This is a genomic window from Hyphomonas atlantica corrig., assembly GCF_017795365.1.
In the GTDB taxonomy this organism is placed as follows: Bacteria; Pseudomonadota; Alphaproteobacteria; order Caulobacterales; family Hyphomonadaceae; genus Hyphomonas; species Hyphomonas atlantica.
In genome coordinates, this window is record NZ_CP051254.1 from 1,087,033 (window position 1) to 1,105,861 (window position 18,829).

Annotated in this window: 17 protein-coding genes and 1 tRNA gene; 9 read left to right on the forward strand and 9 right to left on the reverse strand. The window is 57.4% G+C overall.

The features are described 5' to 3' along the window. Positions 1 to 70: 70 nt before the first annotated feature. Positions 71 to 1,942 (reverse strand): DUF885 domain-containing protein, encoded by a 1,872-nt coding sequence (locus HF931_RS05495; RefSeq protein ID WP_273242289.1) that lies wholly within the window; start codon positions 1,940 to 1,942, stop codon positions 71 to 73. 105 nt (positions 1,943 to 2,047) lie between these two features. Here HF931_RS05495 and hemC point away from each other — a divergent pair, with 105 nt between their 5' ends. The 7 genes from hemC (at position 2,048) to HF931_RS05530 (ending at position 8,481) form a co-directional block, all read left to right on the forward strand. Beyond that, on the forward strand, positions 2,048 to 3,031 hold the full coding sequence (hemC, locus tag HF931_RS05500; protein ID WP_273242290.1) for a hydroxymethylbilane synthase: 984 nt from the start codon (positions 2,048 to 2,050) through the stop codon (positions 3,029 to 3,031). After that, a complete protein-coding gene (locus tag HF931_RS05505) occupies positions 3,025 to 3,753 on the forward strand; it encodes a uroporphyrinogen-III synthase (RefSeq protein WP_273242291.1) in 729 nt (242 codons plus the stop codon). Before hemC ends, HF931_RS05505 begins: the two co-directional genes overlap by 7 nt. 60 nt (positions 3,754 to 3,813) lie before the next feature. Continuing rightward, positions 3,814 to 5,043 carry a COG4223 family protein gene (locus HF931_RS05510; protein ID WP_273242292.1) on the forward strand — a complete coding sequence of 410 codons (1,230 nt, stop codon included), beginning with the start codon at positions 3,814 to 3,816 and terminating at the stop codon, positions 5,041 to 5,043. Next, on the forward strand, positions 5,040 to 6,476 hold the full coding sequence (locus HF931_RS05515; RefSeq protein WP_273014296.1) for a heme biosynthesis protein HemY: 1,437 nt from the start codon (positions 5,040 to 5,042) through the stop codon (positions 6,474 to 6,476). The genes HF931_RS05510 and HF931_RS05515 overlap by 4 nt, the downstream gene beginning before the upstream one ends. A gap of 91 nt (positions 6,477 to 6,567) precedes the next feature. Beyond that, positions 6,568 to 6,643: transfer RNA gene (locus HF931_RS05520), tRNA-Thr, on the forward strand. A gap of 336 nt (positions 6,644 to 6,979) precedes the next feature. Beyond that, positions 6,980 to 7,678: a toll/interleukin-1 receptor domain-containing protein gene (locus HF931_RS05525; RefSeq protein ID WP_273242294.1), complete on the forward strand. Its 699-nt coding sequence runs from the start codon at positions 6,980 to 6,982 to the stop codon at positions 7,676 to 7,678. A gap of 59 nt (positions 7,679 to 7,737) precedes the next feature. Beyond that, the gene (locus HF931_RS05530) at positions 7,738 to 8,481 is read left to right on the forward strand and encodes a hypothetical protein (RefSeq protein ID WP_273242296.1); all 744 of its coding nucleotides are present in this window, start codon (positions 7,738 to 7,740) and stop codon (positions 8,479 to 8,481) included. A 79-nt stretch (positions 8,482 to 8,560) separates the two neighbouring features. Here HF931_RS05530 and HF931_RS05535 read toward each other — a convergent pair whose 3' ends face one another. Beyond that, the gene (locus HF931_RS05535; protein ID WP_273242298.1) at positions 8,561 to 9,706 is read right to left on the reverse strand and encodes a tyrosine-type recombinase/integrase; all 1,146 of its coding nucleotides are present in this window, start codon (positions 9,704 to 9,706) and stop codon (positions 8,561 to 8,563) included. Between the two features lie 334 nt (positions 9,707 to 10,040). After that, the gene (locus tag HF931_RS05540) at positions 10,041 to 10,421 is read right to left on the reverse strand and encodes a hypothetical protein (protein ID WP_273242299.1); all 381 of its coding nucleotides are present in this window, start codon (positions 10,419 to 10,421) and stop codon (positions 10,041 to 10,043) included. Between the two features lie 107 nt (positions 10,422 to 10,528). Here HF931_RS05540 and HF931_RS05545 point away from each other — a divergent pair, with 107 nt between their 5' ends. Further along, positions 10,529 to 11,470: a hypothetical protein gene (locus HF931_RS05545; RefSeq protein WP_273242301.1), complete on the forward strand. Its 942-nt coding sequence runs from the start codon at positions 10,529 to 10,531 to the stop codon at positions 11,468 to 11,470. 8 nt (positions 11,471 to 11,478) lie between these two features. Here HF931_RS05545 and HF931_RS05550 read toward each other — a convergent pair whose 3' ends face one another. The 3 genes from HF931_RS05550 to HF931_RS05560 form a co-directional block, all read right to left on the reverse strand. After that, positions 11,479 to 11,826: a ribbon-helix-helix domain-containing protein gene (locus tag HF931_RS05550; RefSeq protein ID WP_273242302.1), complete on the reverse strand. Its 348-nt coding sequence runs from the start codon at positions 11,824 to 11,826 to the stop codon at positions 11,479 to 11,481. Positions 11,827 to 11,837: 11 nt separating this feature from the next. Beyond that, on the reverse strand, positions 11,838 to 12,584 hold the full coding sequence (locus tag HF931_RS05555; protein ID WP_273242304.1) for a ParA family protein: 747 nt from the start codon (positions 12,582 to 12,584) through the stop codon (positions 11,838 to 11,840). A 123-nt stretch (positions 12,585 to 12,707) separates the two neighbouring features. Then, the gene (locus tag HF931_RS05560) at positions 12,708 to 13,622 is read right to left on the reverse strand and encodes an ArdC family protein (RefSeq protein WP_273242306.1); all 915 of its coding nucleotides are present in this window, start codon (positions 13,620 to 13,622) and stop codon (positions 12,708 to 12,710) included. A gap of 404 nt (positions 13,623 to 14,026) precedes the next feature. On the opposite strand from HF931_RS05560, the gene HF931_RS05565 reads away from it, so the two are divergent. Then, complete coding sequence (locus tag HF931_RS05565; RefSeq protein ID WP_273242307.1) at positions 14,027 to 14,779, forward strand: restriction endonuclease; 753 nt, start codon at positions 14,027 to 14,029, stop codon at positions 14,777 to 14,779. Between the two features lie 173 nt (positions 14,780 to 14,952). On the opposite strand, the gene HF931_RS05570 is transcribed toward HF931_RS05565, so the two are convergent. The 3 genes from HF931_RS05570 to HF931_RS05580 form a co-directional block, all read right to left on the reverse strand. Continuing rightward, complete coding sequence (locus tag HF931_RS05570) at positions 14,953 to 15,516, reverse strand: recombinase family protein (protein ID WP_273242308.1); 564 nt, start codon at positions 15,514 to 15,516, stop codon at positions 14,953 to 14,955. 120 nt (positions 15,517 to 15,636) lie between these two features. Continuing rightward, a complete protein-coding gene (locus HF931_RS05575; protein WP_273242309.1) occupies positions 15,637 to 17,562 on the reverse strand; it encodes an ATP-dependent nuclease in 1,926 nt (641 codons plus the stop codon). Further along, a complete protein-coding gene (locus HF931_RS05580) occupies positions 17,552 to 18,829 on the reverse strand; it encodes a DUF2130 domain-containing protein (RefSeq protein ID WP_273242310.1) in 1,278 nt (425 codons plus the stop codon). Before HF931_RS05580 ends, HF931_RS05575 begins: the two co-directional genes overlap by 11 nt.

An 18,829-nucleotide genomic window follows, 5' to 3' on the forward strand; every position in this document is an offset into this window, starting at 1 on the left:
AGGGCAGGGCCTGCCTCAAGCAAGCCCTGCCCTCGCGTCGCCCGGTTGGACGATCAGGTGCCAGCGGAGATTACGCCGCCTGTTGTTCCGCGATCCACTGGTCGACCCTACGTTCGAGGATTTCCAGTGGCATGGCACCGCCACCCAGAACCGTGTCGTGGAAGCCCTTGATGTCGAACTTGTCGCCCAGTTCGTCTTCGGCCTTCTTGCGCAGCTGCTGGATCTTCATCATGCCGATCTTGTAGCTGGTCGCCTGTCCCGGCATCACAATGTAGCGCTGGATCTCCGAGCGGGCCTGCGCCTCTGTGATGGCTGTATTGTTCAGGAAGTATTGGACTGCTTCTTCCTCAGTCCAGCCCTTGGAGTGAAGCCCGGTGTCCACGACAAGCCGGATGGCGCGCCAGATTTCAGAGCCAAGCCGGCCGAAATCGGAGTAGGGGTTCTGGTAGGTGTCCGGGAATTCCGTGGCGAGCCATTCGGAATAAAGCGCCCAGCCTTCGATATAGGCGGTGAAGCCGGCCTGGGTACGGAATTGCGGCACGCCTTCCAGTTCCTGCGCGATGGAGATCTGCATGTGGTGACCCGGAATGCCCTCATGATAGGCGATCACTTCCAGTTCGCGCTTTGGCATCGCTGTCATGTCGGAAAGGTGAGCATAGTATATACCGGGGCGCGTGCCATCGGGCGTGCCCGGATAGTAGTGCTGGGCTGCGCCATCCTGCTCACGGAACGGCTCCACGCGCTTCACGACGAGGTCGGCCTTCGGCAGGATACCGAAGAATTCCGGCAGGTTCGCCTTGATGTTCTCGATGTCGCGGGTCGCGTCGTCGATATAGGCCTGACGCCCCTCATCCGTATTCGGATAGTAAAAGCGCTCATCATCCTTGGAATCACGCAGCATCGTGAAGAATTCCTGCAACGTGCCTTCGAAACCGACTTCCTGCTTGATGGCTTCCATTTCTTTGTGGATGCGTGCCACTTCCGCGAGGCCGATCTCGTGGATCTCGTCAGCGGTCAGGTTCGTTGTCGTCTGCGTGGCGAGGAGGTGATTGTAGTACGCCTTGCCATCCGGTTGCGTGTCCGCACCGACCGGTTTGTCGGAGTCTGGCGAATTCGCCATGTCTTCCTTGGCAAAGGCGATGATCGCTTCATAGGCGGGCAGGAAGTAGTCGACGAGGGCAATGCGGGCTTGTTCCAGCTTGGCGTCCGCCTCTTCCTCGGTCAGGTCACCGGACTCTTTCAGCTTGGCAATTTCAGACTTCACGTCCGCGTATAGGGCGCTGTCTTCGCCCTCTGTAAACGGCGCGCCAGTGATGACTTTCTGCGACTGGTCGATCACGCCTTCATAGGCGAATTTCGGCGCATGCACGCCGCGCGCAGCAGACTCGCGCGCCAGATCAATGGCTTCGTTCATGGCGCGGCCACTTTCGCTGATCCGGGTGATCAGGGCGTCCAGATCTTCCACCGTGTCCACGGAATGGAAATTGATCAGAAAGGTCGGGACAAAGCCCTGCGGTCCGTTCATCTGATCAAAGACATAGCCATTGTAGAGATATGCGTCGCCAGCGACTTCTTGCTCGGTCTGGTACTTCCAGATGTCGTAGGAAATCTTGTCGGCGGGTGAGAGCGCGTCATAGTCGAACTCGCGCTCCATCTCTTCGGTCGCGGCCACGCGCCAGGCGAGCTGCTCCTTGTAGCATTCGATGGTGAAGCAATCGATCTGGTCATTCTTGTCCTTCCGGCCGAGAAATGTCAGGCCAACCGGGCTGAATTGCAGCTCTTCTTCATACTTGGCGTCGAACCAGGCGTTCAGGCGTTCCCCGTTCGCGGCCATCTCCTCGGCGGTGATTTCGGGCTTGTCCGGTTCGGCGGCTGGCGTGGTTGGGCCGCACGCGGTCAGCGCGAGGGCAAGGGCAATCGCGGTGGCGGTTTGCTTGATCATGAGGGAACTCCGGAAAATTTTTCTCGAATAACGATAAGACTTGGTATTCCTTTCCGCGGCGCTGTGTCAATTGGCAAGTGCCTCTATGGGCGTTAGGGGAGGGGGATGACTGATCCACGTATTTCTCCTGATGATACTTCCCGCAATGACCAGCGCGTCCTCCGTGTCGGCACGCGGGGATCTCCCCTGGCGCTTGTGCAGGCGCGGCAAGTGGCGGCGGCGCTCGAAATCCATTCCGGCGGCGCTTGGCGTGGAGAGATCGTGACGTTCACGACATCCGGCGACCAATTGACAACCGAGCGGCTGATTGATGCGGGCGGCAAGGGCCTGTTCACCCGCGAACTTGATGCGGCGCTGGATCGTGGCGAGGTTGATGTCACGGTGCATAGCCTGAAAGACGTGCCGTCTGTGTTGCCTGACGGGCAGCGATTTGTGGCGTTTCCGGAACGCGAAGATCCGCGCGAGGGCTTCCTGTCGCCGCATGCGAAATCTCTCGCCGACCTGAAACAGGGTGCGCGGGTCGGGACTGCCTCTCTCCGCCGGGAGGCGCAGACACTGGCCCAGCGCCCCGATGTCGAGATCGTGACCTTCCGGGGCAATGTCGCCACACGCATGCGCAAGCTCGAAGACGGCCTGGCGGACGCGACGTATCTCGCCATGGCGGGCCTGACCCGTCTCGGCATGGCGCATCTCGCCAATCCCATTCCGCTTGACGACATGCTACCGGCAGCGGGACAGGGCATCGTCGGCGTCGTGGCACGGGAAGACCTGCCAGAGGATGCGGCGGCGGCCTTTGCAAAGATGGACCACGCGGCGACCGAGGCAGCCGCACATATCGAGCGCGCCTTTCTGGCCGCGCTGGATGGAAGTTGCCGGACCCCTATCGCGGCGCATACGTTTGACGAAGGCGAGACCTGGTTCATGCGGGGCGAAGTTCTGTCGCTGGACGGCAAGCAGACTTGGTCCGCAAGCGGATCTTGCGCGAAGAATGCGTCGCGGGATGCGCTCGCCGCGCTCGGGGCAGAGCTTGCGGGCAAGATCAAAGATGCGGCAGGGGGAGAGCTCCCGGCCTTTGGTGGCGCATGGTGAAGCCCCCCGTCATCGTGACGCGGGCCGAGCCCGGCGCGTCCGAAACGGTCGCGCGTGTGCGTGAGCAGGGGCTAAGCCCGATCCTGTCCCCCATGCTGACCTTGCGCCCGTTGAATGCGGTGGCGCCAGATCTGGGCGGAATTTACAATCTCGTTTTCACCAGTGCGAATGGTGTCCGCTATTTTGTCGATGCTGTTGGCGGGATCACGGAGCAGGTCGCTGACGTGTCGGCTTGGTGTGTCGGGCCCGCGACCACAGCCGCCGCTGAAGACGCGGGATTCCAGAAGATTATCGCCGGTGATGGCAATGCGGACGATCTGGCCCGCCTGATCCTGTCGTCCGAAGATCAGGTTGATGGCTTCCTGCATGTGGCCAATGATGCGGCTGCCGGGAATTTGGTGGCCACCCTGAAGGCTGCCGGGCGCAACGCGAGATTTTTGCCCTTGTATGAGACAGTGCCCGCACAGGCGTTTTCGGAAGAGGCAAGCGATGCCTTGCGCTCAGGGGAGGAGGCGATTGTGCTCATCCACTCCGCGAAAGCGGCGACCGCATTCGTGGATCTTGCCATGGGGCTTGCCTCTGAAGCGTGGACAATGATTGCGATTTCGGAGGCCGCAGCAGCTCCGCTGAAGCCGCTTGGCGCATCCCGCATTATTGCAGCGGACAGGCCGAATGAAGACGCGCTTGTCGCCGCGCTGTGCGAGGCCAGCAAAGGGCTTTGATCGGCGCCATAGTCTGTGCGAATGTGGCGGAAACTCCCGTCTGAAGGGAAAGCAGGATTCATGACTGAAAACGCCACACCTGACGACGATCCGATTGGCACGAGCGAGCCGATAGATGCGGATTTCGAGCCAGCGCCCGAAGGGGCAGCGAGTGGAAAGCGTGGCTTGTCTGCTGGACCGGGCTGGCTGGGCGCAACCATCCTGTCCCTGTTCGCGGCGGGACTGGGCGGCATACTCGGCATGGCGGGCACACGCTATATCGCGGATACCTCAACCAATCCCGGCATGGTCGAAAGCCGACTCGATGAGATGAAGGCCGGTCAGGAGGAGATTTCCATCAGGCTTGCCCGAACCATTCGGGAGCAGGATGGGTTGGGCACCAATCTGGCGGCGCTCTCATCGGAGGTTGAGGCGCTATCGGATCGCGATGCGGCTTCCGACGGTCAGGTGGACGATCAGGCCTTGCAGGAGCTAGCGCAACGGATCGCGGCGCTGGAATCTGTCGACACTTCGGGCGATGTCAGCCCCGAAGACTTGTCGCGTTCTGTCGCCAGCCTAGAAACCCGCCTGAACCGCATGGCTCAATCGGTGGAACAATTGCAGGAAGCGCCGGACGGCGTTGAGGTCGAGCGGGTTATCGAGCTCGAAACACAGCTCGCGGAACTGCGTGATGATCTGAATGAGGCGAAACTCTCCAGCCGTCAGGATGCCGAACAATTGGCCGGATTGATCGAAGGCATGCGGCAGGATGAGGCCAAGGCCCGTGGCGCGGCGGAAGCGGCCGTGCAAACGGCGGAGGTTGCGCGCGCGGTATCTTCCATAGAGGCCGCCTCGCGCAGGGGTGGCGGCTTTGCGCCCGAATTGCGGACACTGAGGTCGCAGTTTCCAAATGACGCTTCTGTGCGCCAGCTAACGCCCATCGCTGATGATGGTGCCCCCACAGTCGCTGAGCTGCAGACCTCTTTCGAGGCAGCGAAAGGCCGCGCGGAGGCGGCTCTGTCTGGCGGAGGAGAGGGGCTGTCCTGGCTCAATCGCGCTTTCGGGGATGCAGTCAGCGTTCGCCGAATTGACGGTGAAGACAGCGATCCGCAAGCGATTCTCGCGCGCGCCGAGGAGACCCTGGCAGCAGGCGAGATCGCTGAGGCACTTGCCCTGGTCGAGCGGCTGGACGGCGCCCCAGCGTCCGAGATGGCTGACTGGACCGAACAGGCAAACCGTCGCATCACTTTGGAAACGGCGCTCGAAAGCTTGCAACAGCGCCTGCTTGAAGGAAACAATAGCGCCCCATGAACCGGATTGTCCTGTTTGTCCTGATCCTGCTGCTGTTTGCAGTCGCTGCGACATTTGCCTGGTGGGCGTTATCTCTGCCGGGGGCTGTCACATTCCCGTATGGCGAACAGGAGATATCGGTCCAGTCGGGCCTGGCAGCCTTCCTGTTGCTGATATTGGGCGGGGTGATCGCCTTCGTGTGGTGGATCGTCAGCGGCCTGTTCATTCTGCCCGGCAAGATAGGAAAGAACCGCCAGGTGTCGCGCACGCGCAAGGCGAACTCTGCGTTGACGGAAGGCCTGCTCGCCGCCGAGGCAGGCGATGCCAATACAGCTCTGAAGCTTGCCAGAAAGGCGGCCAAGCATGCCGATGATGAGCGGTTGCAATTGCTGCTCGAAGCGCGCGCTGCTGAAGCGAATGATGATTGGGCCGGGGCTGAACGCGCCTGGGGCCAGCTGACGCGCCTTCCGGGCGGGCAACTCGCTGGCCTGCGCGGGTCTGCCACTGCAGCGGCCGAGCGCGGCGATCAGCAAACGGCCGAAGCACGCGCCCGCGAAGCGCTGGGCATCAAGTCCAATGCCGACTGGCCCTTCAATTCGCTGTTTGATCTCCAGGTATCGCGGGGCGAATGGACCAAGGCGCTCGAAACCCTGTCGATTGGCGAGAAGCGCGGCCTGATCAAGGGCGACAGTCTGCGACGTCGCCGCGCCGTGTTGCATACGGCCCGCGCCGTCGGCTTGCCGCTTGGCAGCAAGCTGGAGGCGCAGAAGGAACTTGCCGAAGCGCTGCGCTCGGCGCCAGCCTTTTCGCCGGCAGCCTGGCATGGCGCACGTCAGTTGATGACGGATGACAAGGCCAAATCGGCGCAGACCGTGCTGGAAACCGGCTGGAAAGCGCGCCCGCACCCGGCATTGGCGCAATTGTCCCGCCGTCTTGTGCCCCAAGACACGCCAGAGAATATTGCGGCTCGCCTGAAGACGCTGATCAATTCCAATCCACAGCATCGCGAGAGCCGGATCCTTGAGGCTGAACTGTCGATGGATGCCGCGGACTGGACCGCTGCCATCAAGGCGCTGGCGCTGCTGGTCGAGGAAAAGCCGACAGCACGTCTCTGCCTGCTCATGGAACGCGCGCTCAAAGGCTATGGCGATACGTCTGAAGCGGATCGTTGGGGCCGGATGGCCGTCTCAGCCTCGCGCGAGCCGGACTGGTCAGACCTCGATCCGAAGGGGATGGCGTTTGACTTTTCCCAGAGAGACTGGAGCCGTCTAGTGTATGCCTTTGGCGATGTCGGGGACCTGGTACATCCGCGCTATGAATCCTTCGGGCGAGAGCTCGAAGCAGGCCGCGTCGTTGCCCTGCCAGCACCGGGTGAGGAAGACGATGTCGCCACGCCCAAGGCCCCGGATGAGCGACGCATGCCGCCGCTTGACTATGTAACCGATGACGACTGACGCCCGGTGCGCCGGTCAGCAGGGACAGCTACAAAAGCGTCTTGCGAAATCCCGCCCGTCTCGGTATGAGGCGTGGCTCATAAATGGATAAGCCGCTATAGCTCAGCTGGTAGAGCATCGCATTCGTAATGCGGGGGTCAGGTGTTCAAGTCACCTTAGCGGCACCATTCTTTTCAAGGCTTTGTATGCAATTTTGGTATAAAGTCTCGCTCAATTTGACACGCAACTGACACGCAAATTGTTAGATTATTCTGTTTCCATTCTGCTTTCTTGGGCGCTGATAATTTTTTCTGTTGCGATTTAGCAGTCATTCTGAGCGGCTTGTTGTAGCAAGTAGGGCATTGGTCACTGCTGAAGGTTCGCAGTTTGCAGGTCGTCAGGCGCAAACACCGTTGATCGAGTTGGCCCAAATGATCGGGGGAAATTCGCGGACGGCGGTGAAGAGGCGCATGTCCGGCACACCAGTAGTTTGTGACAGCCGTAGAATCGCGTATCTTTAATGTATGGCGAGATGCACAGCACCAGTGCGCGGACATAGTTCAGCGGCCGCAGCGGCGAGATGTCCCGCCTGCCGTGGCCGCTATGGTCGGTATGGCGGCCATGGACCTTATTCGTCTTACTCCACTTCATACTCTTCACCGGTGAGTAGTAGCAGTGGGCGAAGCAGTGGCGGGGACTCAAGTACTAGGCGACCGAGATGGTCACCGCCAAGTTCGTCCGTAAGCTACACGCTAGCCCAAGTCCGGTCCCTCACACCGGTTCGTGAAAGTGTAGAGCGGCGGTCGTCTGTGCCTGATCTTCGGGACGTCTTTCTCTGCCACGCCTGGGACGATCGGAAGGGGGCCGCAAAATCGTTGCACGATTTGCTAGAGTCACGCGGGGTCACGGTCTGGTTTAGCGAAAAGGACGTTCTGCTCGGCTCGTCGTTATTACGCGAAATTGACAAGGGTTTGGCGAGGTCACGAGTGGGAATCGTGCTTGTGACGCCTGCATTTCTCAGCCGCATTCGCGGAGAAGGTATCGCCGAGAAAGAGCTGTCAGCACTTCTTGCACGTGATCTGCTCGTTCCCATCGTGCATAATACGACTTATGAAGCTCTCCGAGATGTTAGCCCATTGCTCGGTTCGCGAAGCGGCTTGAGCACAGCAGAAGATTCGATGGCAATCGTCGCGACGAAGCTCGCAGAGTTGGTAGCGCCCTAACTATTTTTTGGATTGTCGATCCAGCGCCAGAATTCGACACATGAATTGGCGAAGTACGAATGCTCATTCTTTCGGATTTTAGAACATTGGTTCGGAAGGTGACGAGGGTACTACATGCTTGGTTGCTAGCACTTTTCATTGCAGCGCTTTTTGTAATGGCTGTTTCAGCCTCCGACCCGATTGCAAGAGATACATTGTGTGCGATCAATCTTTGCTTCAGGTCTAAACACCCTAGTTTCTGGAATTCGCTCTTCTATTCGCTTGCCTCTGGAGGCGTACTGAGCATCCTGTTTTACTGGCTGCTTGTTGCTTTGCCACGATACAAAAAGCGTGCGCGAATGAAGAGGATTTTTGCTGATCAGTATCGTTCGTTCAAACTTCAATGTATTGACATATTTTTGGTTCTTTCGCGGTCGCCTTCGGATCACGAGACTGCCTCACGTATGCTCAATCCCGTAGAGTTCCGCACGTTCTTTAACGAAGACACTGGCGACAATCAAAGTCGATGGCACCGATTTCTCAATGGGCTAAACAGCTACTACCTTGATGCACTAGCTCGAAAAATGGAGCATTTGAGAGACGAGTTTCGAATCTTCCTTCTGGCAGTTGAGGCGGATGATCCTGAGTTGGTAGGCCTCTTGAAGCGATTTTCCGAGGCGACATCCTATCATGTGACTCGCAGTGACGATTACGACGAAGTCAAATCTCTTAGTGGGTATTTTTGGGAGCTTTTCGCAGGTTGGTCTTTCGCTATGGGCTATCGTGATGACGATATGATACTCGACGCAATAAGTCGTATCTGAAGGAAATAGCGACAAAGTTCAGATGTATACGTATAAACTCAGTGTATGTGTGCTCGGGAATTTAAGGAGTGCGCTTCATTCAGTGAGCTGTCGGTTGGATTAAGACATCTAGTAGAAAAGCTGAAAGGCTATCTTCGGGAAGTGTGCTCGCGAGCTCTGCGAGAAGCGCGTCGATCGCGCTGACTGCGTTAGACAAATAGGCCGGGTCAAACGGAGCATAAATCTCCGTGGTCGAATACTCTGGTGCCTTATGCCCGAGCTGTGCTGCGACTTCCCAGGCGGGCACGCCCTGCATCCGCATCCAGCGCGCGATCGTGTGCCGGAACGAATAGGTCTGAACATTGCCTTCCAGGCCCGCTTCCACAACGAGTTTGCGCCAGTTCGTCTTCACCGACTTTACCGCTGCCCCATTATAGGTGATCAGCGGTTCGTCCTTGCCGGACTCCCTTCGCTTTTCGACATAGGCAACGAGCTGCGAAGGCAGGCGTACGGTCGGCCGGTATTTGTTGGTTTGCCGGCGGCCCGGCGGGTTGAGGAAGATCAGGCGCTTTTCGACATCGATCTGGGAGAGTTTCAAGTCGAGGATGGCGCCGGTCCTTGCGGCTGTGCCAAGCATGAACGCCATCAGCACCGTCACATGCGGCTCGCGTGAGGCTTTAAACAAACGGACGACTTCCTCAATCTCAAGCGGGCGGCCCTTCGGCTCTGGGGTAGGGGGCGTCACAAGGGCGATATAAGGCACCTGAACAATTTCACCCCGTTTCCAGGCCCAGTTGAGGGCAGACTTGCCGACCAGAAGCACACGGCGCACCGAAGCGGGCGACAGGCCGCGCTCGGTACTGAGCCAGTCCCGGAAGTTTCGCTGGGCTTCCTGCGTGGTCGCTTCTGCGACCGTGGCATCCCCGTGAAAGGTCAACCAGTCGCGTAGCGAGCGATTAACGTCAGACGCAGAGACCAGCGTCTTTCCGTGCTGCTCGTAGAAGCGGGGGAACACTTCCGCCAGCAGGAGGTCTGCGGCTTCTTGCTGGGGCTTTGTCTGTTCGAGAATGAACCAGTCAGTCAGGCGCTGCTTGGCTTCGTCAAGATCCGTAGTGCCGAGGCTAGCGCGTCTTGTTTGTCGGGTTTCCGGATCGAACCAGGTCCGGTGCCAGGCCGGGCTGCCACTGCGCTTCGAGAGCCAGTAGTCGCCGAGCTGGAAGTCTCTTTGTCTGGAGTATCTGGGCATGATTTTTCCTCGACAGATTTCAGGAGGAATTCGACCAGCTGATAGCCGAAATAGAAGATCTTGCGGGGCGAAGGCTTCACGCAGCCAATCCGTCCGGCGGACCGGAACCGCCGTAGCGCCGGGAGCGAATATCTCAGCAGGCTGGCGGCGCTGGCTTCATCATAGCGGTCGAAAAGCGAGATGCCGTGCGCCTCGGCGACCGCATGATGAAATTCGGTGATGTCAGGTATGGTGATGCGCATCTGCCGGATACTCAAAACACGTCTGTCTTGTGTCTGAGCATCGCACAGATTGCGTGAAAAGCAACCCTATTTTTGAGTACAAACCGGGCAGGCTACCAATCGCCGTCCCGTTCGGCGCTGCGGCCGCGTTTCTTCGACGGGGCTTTCTTGCCGGTTGCAAGCCGCTCGCGCTTTTCTTCGAGTTCCTTGCGGCCCGGCTCGTCTTCGGTGATTTCATGGCCCGCTGCGGGGCTACGCTCATGCTTGAGCAGGCGTTCCAGGCGCGCAATTTCTTCCCGCAGCAACATGGCTTCGACGCGGGAGGGGACGGGGACAATCTTGTTTTCCCAATCATAGATGCGCTGGCGGGAATAGGGTTTCACGGGTTTGCCGTCAGGGTCAGCGTCCGTCAGTTGCTGCGCCACCCATTCACCAAATTCGGCATAGGTCATGCCGCGGCGCAGGCGTTCCTGTTTCAGCTCGTCCGGCGTCATGAAGGATCCTACCTCGTCCAGATCCGATCGGGACTTGCCCGAATCGACAATACTCAATAAATGAGTACATTCGTACTCCCTTAATGGGTACTCGTCCGGAGGTCGGCATGCAAGCGCCAGGAATAGGACCCACCGCAGATCCAGGGCATGATACCGCACGCCCCTGGCCGGTGATCCTGTGGCTTGGCTATGGGGTCATTCTCCTCCTGACCGGCCTGTCGCTCTGGGCCGTGGCCATGGTGCAGCTGGCAAGCCGTCCGGAGGGCGATACGGTCCGCTACTGGTACCTGATCGCCTTTGTGCTGCTCGAACTCTGGGTCTGTGTCGGCCTTGTCTTCCTCGCCATACGGTTTCGGCAGGGAAATTGGGGCGCTGGCCTCATCGCCTTGATCGTCTGGCTGGCGGCGCTCGGGCTGTCGGCTGTACAGGAAAAACGATTCCATACCCTCTTCGATAGCCAGATCGATGCGGGCGTGGCCGAACAGCTGGCAGGCCGGGCGAATGCTGAGAAGCGGATCGTTCAGCGCGAAGCAAGGCTTGCGGCGCTCACAAAGCCGAGCCGCTCCGTCGAGGCCATCAAGGCCGAACTGACGGGTTATGAATCCCGCAGGGATGCGGAGAATTTTCCGACGCGCATTGCAGCGCTTCGGGCAGAACTGAAAGCTGCGCAATCCTATGAGGTGCTGAGTGCCGAGTTGGAGGCCGACCGAAGAATACTGGCCGACACGGCGGCCCTTGCTGCAGACCGCCGCGATGCGAAGAAAGTGGGGCAGAGTTTCACATTGGTTGGCTTTGAGGTCTCTGCGGATGCGTCGCTCTGGATCCTGATCGCCACCATGCTGGCGATCAAATCGCTCGGTCCCTGGCTCCTAATGGGAGGAGCGTCACCTCCGGTCCCGCCGGCTCAGTCCCCAGATTTGAAGACGGGGTTCAAGACAAACCTGCAACCGGACTTCAAACCCGATCAGGCGAACTGGATCGAAGTCGAACGGACAGACCGGCTAGGCCGGGTGAGGCTTGTCAGAGTCCCGAAGCCGAAACGGGCCTAGCGGCGTTCTTATTCTGGCGGGTCGGTTGGCACGATGAATTCATCGCCTGTGCCAATCGTCCAGTTTTGCCCCATATCCATGAGCAGGCGGTCGAGCCCGGTGATGATCAGGGCTTCCACGGTTGTGTCATGTTCCATGGCAAAGAGTTTGAGGGATTTGTGGGCGGCGCTCGGCACATAGGCCGTAATGCTCTTTTTCCCTGCGCGCCCTGGCTGCGGATAGCGCGGCGCTTTCGCGCCTGCCGGTTCGGGATTCGTCGGGGTTTGCTTGACCAATGGGACCTCCTTGCCGAGACGATGTTCGCGGCGCGCCTCAGCTTCTTCCTGAACGATTCCAAATGCCTGAAGTTTTGCCATAGGTCAGCCCCCTAAGCCGCCTTGCGGCTTGTTTTGATTGGTTTGAGGTCCAGCTTGCGCGCGAGCCAGTCATACAGGCCGCGCACTTCATCGGCGGCCTTGCTGGAAGGCTCAAGTTCCAGCACGCCAAGGCCCGAGCCGATGGCTTTGCTGAACGCAACGCGGTTGCAGAGTATTTCTTCTGCCAGCGGATATTTATGTGATCCGGCGATATAGTGTGCGGCCTGCTCGGCAAGACTGCTTTTGGTTGGCGCATCATTCAGGACCACAGCAGCGGGCTTTCCGTAGAAGTCTGCGATTTCCATCGTCTCCTCGATGGCGCGGATATCCAATGCGCCAGGCTTCGTCGGAATCAGAATGAAGTCGGCTGCCGTGGTGATGGCTTTGGCCGCGCGGGCAGCATTGGGCGCGGTATCGATGAACAGGAGGTCGTGGCCGCGATTGCGAATGTCGCTGATGGCGCGGTCCAGCATGGATGGCACCTCGCCTTGCACATTTGGCCAGGGCATCTTGGCCGTTTCGGAGCGCTTTCGCAGCGCGGCCCAGTATTCGGCGCTGCGCTGGTCATCCATGTCGAGAATGGCGGATTTGTAGCCTGCCTTGGCAGCGGCAATGGCAAGGTTGGTGGTGAGGGTCGTTTTCCCGACGCCGCCCTTCTGCGCCATGATGGCGATGATTTTCATGGGCACTGGATTTGACATGCTTGCAGCATAGGCCTGCTGAAACAGTCGGAACAGAGAACTTGCCAACCAGTCCACTGGTTCCCTGCTCGGTGTGTGTCGTTGGTGCACTGGGCCATCGGTCAATGAGCAAGCTGAATGCACATGAAAAGCCGCACCGGGTTCGGGACCCGATGCGGCTGTTTGGCTGAAGGGAAGGGCTTATGCGGCAGCTTCCGCACCAACTGGTTGCTTGCTGTGCAGGAAGTCTGCGGCCCGTTGGGCGTGTGCGGCAGCGGTGAAGATGGCGCGCTTGTCGTTCTTCAGGACTTTCAGCCAGGAGCCGATATAGGCGGCATGGTCTTCGCGGTCCTTGAGGGTCAGCCCCAAATCGGCGCAGAGGAAGGCAGCGCCGAGTTCGGCCACGAGTTCTTCCTGCGCATAGCCTTCATCTCCATAGCGTTCGCGTCCGAAAGAGCGGTCAAGGCGAGACTTGTGGCGCGTCCAGTGGGTGCATTCATGCCCGAGGGTCGCGTAATAGTCCTCAGCGGTGTCGAAGGTTTCCAGGTCGGGCATCTGCACGAAGTCCTGACCCGGTGAATAGAAGGCGGAGCCTCCGCCATGGCGGATCTCGGCGCCGGTTGCGGCGAAGAAGGCATCGGCAAGGGCGATGCGGTTTGGCGTCGAAGTTCTCGGTTCTGCCTTGGCGTAGTAGTGCGCTGGCAGGCCCTCGATCTGATCGACATTGAAGACACGGTAGGATTTGAGGAAGCGGCGTGTGGACTCGGTTTCCTCACCGGTTGCCTGATCGGTCTCTGTATTGGTGATCGCACCAGCATAGACAACAGGGGCGCTAGTTTCACCCTTGCGGACATGGGCTCCAAGATTTCGGGCTTGCTGGAAGGTCATCCAGATTGGGGCGGAATGACCGCGTTCCATTGCAAAGCACCAAAGGATCAACGTGTTGATCCCGGAATAGGCTTCGCCATTGTGACGGAGCGGTCTTGAGACGGGACCGGCCGCATGGGCGGCGTGCCAGGGCTGTGTCCAGGGTTTCACACCGGTTTCAAGCAGGCCGACAATCTGGTCGGTGATTGTGGTGTAGACATCGGGACGGTTTGTGTTCGGGCGGGGCATCGTGCTTCTCCTTTCCTGGTTCTCTGACGATGCGAGAGACAGGTCCGGAGGCATTAGCGGGGGTGTCAGACAGCCAACACGGGCGGCGCAGCCGCTGGCGCGGGCCGGCTGTTGACAGCGCCGCGCCTCCGGGCAGGCTCGCATTCTCTTTCAGAGAGCAGGGAAGGGGGAAGGCGCCCGCACGGATGCATCACGTCATTGAGCCAAGTCAGCATGACCAAGGAGGCGTTGGCTGCCGGATTCCTGACGTTCGAGGCGAAATGGTCCTAGGGCTGGAGTTCGCCCGAAGCGGACGCCACACCGGCCGCTTCGTTCCCGTAAGGTTTAATTGAGTCTTGAGCTCAATGAGCGAACAGACGTATTCGGCCATATCTGGGAACATATTTTGATTTGGGAGCGTCAACTTGTACTTTGTTCGACAACAAGCAACGAGAGCGTTTAAAATACTGGAAAAAGTCGCAAGCACCGCGGGTGAAAAACAACGGATACGCGAGGTGTTGGACAAAGTTCTCGGCGATACAAACGCTTCGGAAACCGCTAAAAAAGATGCCGCTAAAGAACTTGTCGGCGCCTACAATGACTACACCCTGGTTAGGGACCGGCTCTGCGCTGCGTACGCTAGGAATATTAAAACTGACTCTTATGGAAAGTTAGATGACCGTAAAGTCGATCTAGCCTTTCAGAAAATCGCAAAGCAAGAGGGTCTGGAGCGTCACTGGTATATTGGATTTTCATACGGTGCAGCCAAATATCTGATCTGTTTTGCGGCTGAAGATCTGAAGAAAAGAGAGAAACAATTATCCTCATCGTATGACCGAGGAATTGAATATGAGCGTAAGGTTGTCGAGAAACTCAAATCTATCGCCCCCAGTGCGGCGCTCACTCCTCCCGGAGCAGACTTTGGAGTTGATCTGACGTTTCATTATCGAAAGAAACTGTTTGCGGGCCAGTGCAAAGCTTTAGCAAAGCCTGCTGGGGTATCGGCCATTCGCGAAATCGTCACCGGCGCTCAGCATTTTGACGCTGATCATGCCGTCGTGTTCTCGCTAAACTCGTTCACCGATAATGCATTGGAGTTGGCCACAACCAATAAAGTCATATGTATTGAGGGCTTGGACTTTTCTTCTATTGATCGTCAGATCGCTGCGTTCCAATGATGTGTGCCTAGACTGATATGGCCTGATCTCGTTTGCCATCATGTCATTCCAGGGGCGCCTCCCACGCCAGACATACGAACGACCGTCACCCGCAGGGCAGAGACTCGGCCTCGCCGAGGCTCTGGGCGCATAGCGCCTAGGGCGTGTGTCGCTTTGGCGACCGTCTGCTCCTCTCAGGCAACTTTCCTGGCTTTGGCCCGGATCCGTTCGACTGTCGCAATTGAAACACCCATAATCTCCGCCGCATAGCGATTGCCTTTCGCCTCCGCCAATCTCAAGGCTTCTTTTTGCTGAGCGGGTGCCAGGGCAGGGGGACGACCAAAGCGCACGCCTTGGGACTGAGCGCGCCTGCGGCCTTCTCCGGTACGTTGTCGTATGAGCGACCGCTCGAATTCCGCAACACCGGCCAGCACCGTCACGATCATCTTGCCATGCGGTGTAGTCGTATCCGCCCAGGGCTCGGCCAGAGACCGGAAGGCCGCGCCTTTTGCCGTGATGGCTTCTGTTAAGGTCAGCATGTCGAGTGTCGAGCGGGCAAAGCGGTCAAGGCGGGTGACAAGTACCAAGTCGCCTTGCTGAAGACTATCGAGCAGGGCTGAAAGCCGAGGACGGTTGCGATTGGCGCCGGATACTTTCTCCGTAAAGAGAAGGTCAGCGCCCGCGTTCAGCAAGGCCTCTTTCTGAGCCTCTAATGTCTGGTCCTGTGTGCTGACCCGTGCATAGCCAATTTTTCTCACAAAATCATTCTAACACACGTGCCGACTTTTGCGGGCAATTATTGAGGGTCGGATTGCCCTTCAAAATCGAGGCTGCATTCACACCCTCAAAACTTCTAAGTTTTGAGGGCATTTAAAAGGCTAGGCGCTTCCAAGTGCAATGATCGCATCGCAGACTTCGTCCAAAGCTGTTAGCTCTGCGCCAGCGCTTTTAATAGCACTTAGGTGATGGCCGATATGTAGCGTATTCTTGGCAAAACTACCCTCAGGGTTTCCGAGTCCCTTCGTCGCCTCACCATAGCACTTGTCCCAGATTGCTTGGTCCACACTGCCTTTTAGCTGACTGCCGAGATTGTGTGGCCAAATAGCATGATCCTTTGCAAGAATCGGATTTTCCGGAAACGGCTCGTCGGGGTTTCCATCCAGAATTCGCAATAGAGCTGAGTTGTCACGAGCATGTTGTGTGCGTTCGGATTCCCTAGTCTTGTTGCCGTCAGCATCAAACATAACAAAGCTCGGAATCGATAGCTGTTTGGACACAATAAGCGGCTCTATCAACTTATCTTTGCCATTGGCGGCAATGAGATGGCCGCCGATGGTTCGAAATGCCTCCCATCTGTCTGTGAGGATCAGCCAAGAGGTCAGATAGGCGACGTCTTCTAAACCTTCGACAAAGACGATGAAGGGAGTGAAGAACATTTCATTCAGTTGAGGTTGCAAAGCCTGATTCAGCCTGGCCAGTTCTGCTTTTATCGGCACGTGCTTTTCTTGGGTGGCTTCAGCTAGGGCATTCGTGATGTCACTTGTCGTAGTGGATTTCACAGCAGATCGGGATGTTGCGGAGTTCCGATTCACGAGTCGTACGTGTTCGAAAGACTTTCCAGAGATGAACTGCGGGCTGTGAGTGGTGACGAGGACTTGTGAGTTGTTGTCGCTAAGTCCTTGGAGAACACTGGCCAGATGCCTTGCCTGAGGCGGATGTTGGTAAAGTTCTGGCTCCTCGCACGCAAGAATAAGGCGGGGGGCTGAACTGTCGTCTGTTGTCACCAACTCTTGTAACAAAGCCAACAAATAAGAACGCTGAAGACCGTGACCGAGGCGCGCAAGTTCGCCTTCCCAATTTCCTTCGCCAGCAATGATTTTGGCAACGGGCTCATCAACTCTAATCGACCCCTTAGGGTCTTCGGACCATTCCAAACGTGCCCGTGCACCAGGATGCGCCCATTGAGAGAGCTTTCCGGAAAGCGAAGCTGACAAGTCCGTTAAAGCCGATTGCTGAGAATCCAACAGTTGCGCGTATTGGACTACCGCTTCGCTTTTTAGCTGCTCGATTCTTTCGGCGAAGTTCACTTTCGAACGGACGGTTCTAGCAAGAATCTTCCCTAGAGCGGAGCCCTTGCTTTCCATGTTCTCAGTCGTGGCGTCCTTGACGGCGGGGACATAGACCCACTGAACATATTTTGCGAGGCGGTTTGCTCCTTTGCTGAAACCGTAAAATTGATCTTCGCTGGGGATGAGGACGCAGAGTTCCGATCTTTCGCTTTCATATGCCCGAAGAGCTTGCCTGCGAGCATCCGTGCTACTTGCGGAGGGGAGATCAGGATAGGTTTCTTTCAGCGATTCATATACAGCCTGAAGCTGCTTCGCTGATGCTTTGTCGCCGTCCAGACGAAAGAATTCAGCGAACTCTATCATCCCGAGGCGCTGACCAAATTGCTTTACCTCTGCACGCTGAAGGGCGGCATCAAACTCCGCCTTGGCCGTAACGACGAGTTCTTCGTTCCGGCAATAGGCCGAAAAATCCTCTTTTGCGTCCTCACTTAACTCGGAAAACGTGACAGTGATTTCGATTGGTTGGGAGGTGTCGTTGTTGTGAAAGTCCTCTTTGTCCAGCGCAGACAGATTGGTCGGCGTACTCTCTGTGTCTCGGAAGAAGACATTCAATGCGCATAGAACGGTGGACTTTCCAGCACCATTCGGTCCGACAAAGGCAGTATAGTCATCAAGGAGTACAAGCTGGTCGTCAAAAGATCTGAAATTTCTAATGTGTACTGATTTAATCTTCACTAGGGTCCCCATCGGATTCAATCATAGGAATGGTAAGGCCTTCGATTTCCTGCATGGCTTGACCAGCAATTCCCTGAAGGTCTCCGTACATGCCAACAGTCGATTCAATTACCGCTTGGATTTGAGCATCGCGCTTCGCCCAAAGGCGCTGTGTTGCTTTTCGCTCTTTTGCGAGATCATCCTGCATGTCAGAAAATTTCTCGACAATTGCTTCGACGCGGTGACGAAATTTTGGACCGGTCAAATAGTGATAAACCAGCTCCATTTTGGTCGCCTGACCTTGCTGGACTTGGCGAGCGCCATTCACTTCGATCACCGTCTGCCTGAGCACGATAGCGAGCGGTTCAGCAAAGCGAGGTTCTGTGACCCAAACCCCATCCAATTGACCGAAGGATGTGATATCTTTGGGAAGGGCAACAGTTACGAGAATGGCAAATTCTGCCCCGGCAGCCCGCTGGTCCCCTCGCAATTTTGCGAGCCATCCATCACTCCAATTCTTTGTGCGTTTGGATTCCCATAGGATTGCTCCGGATGAGGAGCCAGCAGGGCTCACAACACGTTGAAGTACATCGCCGCCAAATTCGCCCTTAGCGACAGGCTCAATCCCATCCAGGGGAAAGCGTGATCGGAGCAGGGCCTCAAGTTCCAGTTCAAGCACTTCGCCCTGCATTTGCTGGGATCCCTGTTCCGCTTTGCGCTTCAGGTCCTCGATCTGACGCTGCATGGACGCAATCTGCTGTTCCTTTTCGGAGACTTTGAGTTTGAGGCCATCTTCGGCTTCCTGTCGGGCCTTGAGCCTGACTTCCTCCAAGCCGGCAGTAACTTTCGCTTCGACGGTAAGTTCAAGTTCCCGCTTGGCGTCTTCGAGTTTACGTTCCTTACGGCGAAACTCAGCTTCTGCCTTCTGCGCCGTGGCCAGCTTTTCGTTTCTCTCCGTTAAAAGCCCCTGGAGTTCAGCGAGCTCTTTAGACTTCGCTTCCAAGTCAGCAGACGCTGCCAACTTTGCCTTTTTTGCCTCTGCGGCAGCGATATCAGCGCGCTCGGCTTTCAGCTTTTCTGCAACTTCGAGATCAAGATCTTCTCTTGCCTTTTTAAGAGCAGACCGTTCCGTCGCGAGTGTTTCCTCTTTGTCGGCAACTGCCTGTTCTTTTGCCGCCAACCTGTCTTCATATTCCTTGCGTGTCGCGGCAATGAGTGGCGCTGCAAGTGACTCGGTCAGTTTAATTTCTTCCGAACAACTCGGGCAGGTAATTGTTGGTTCGTTCAC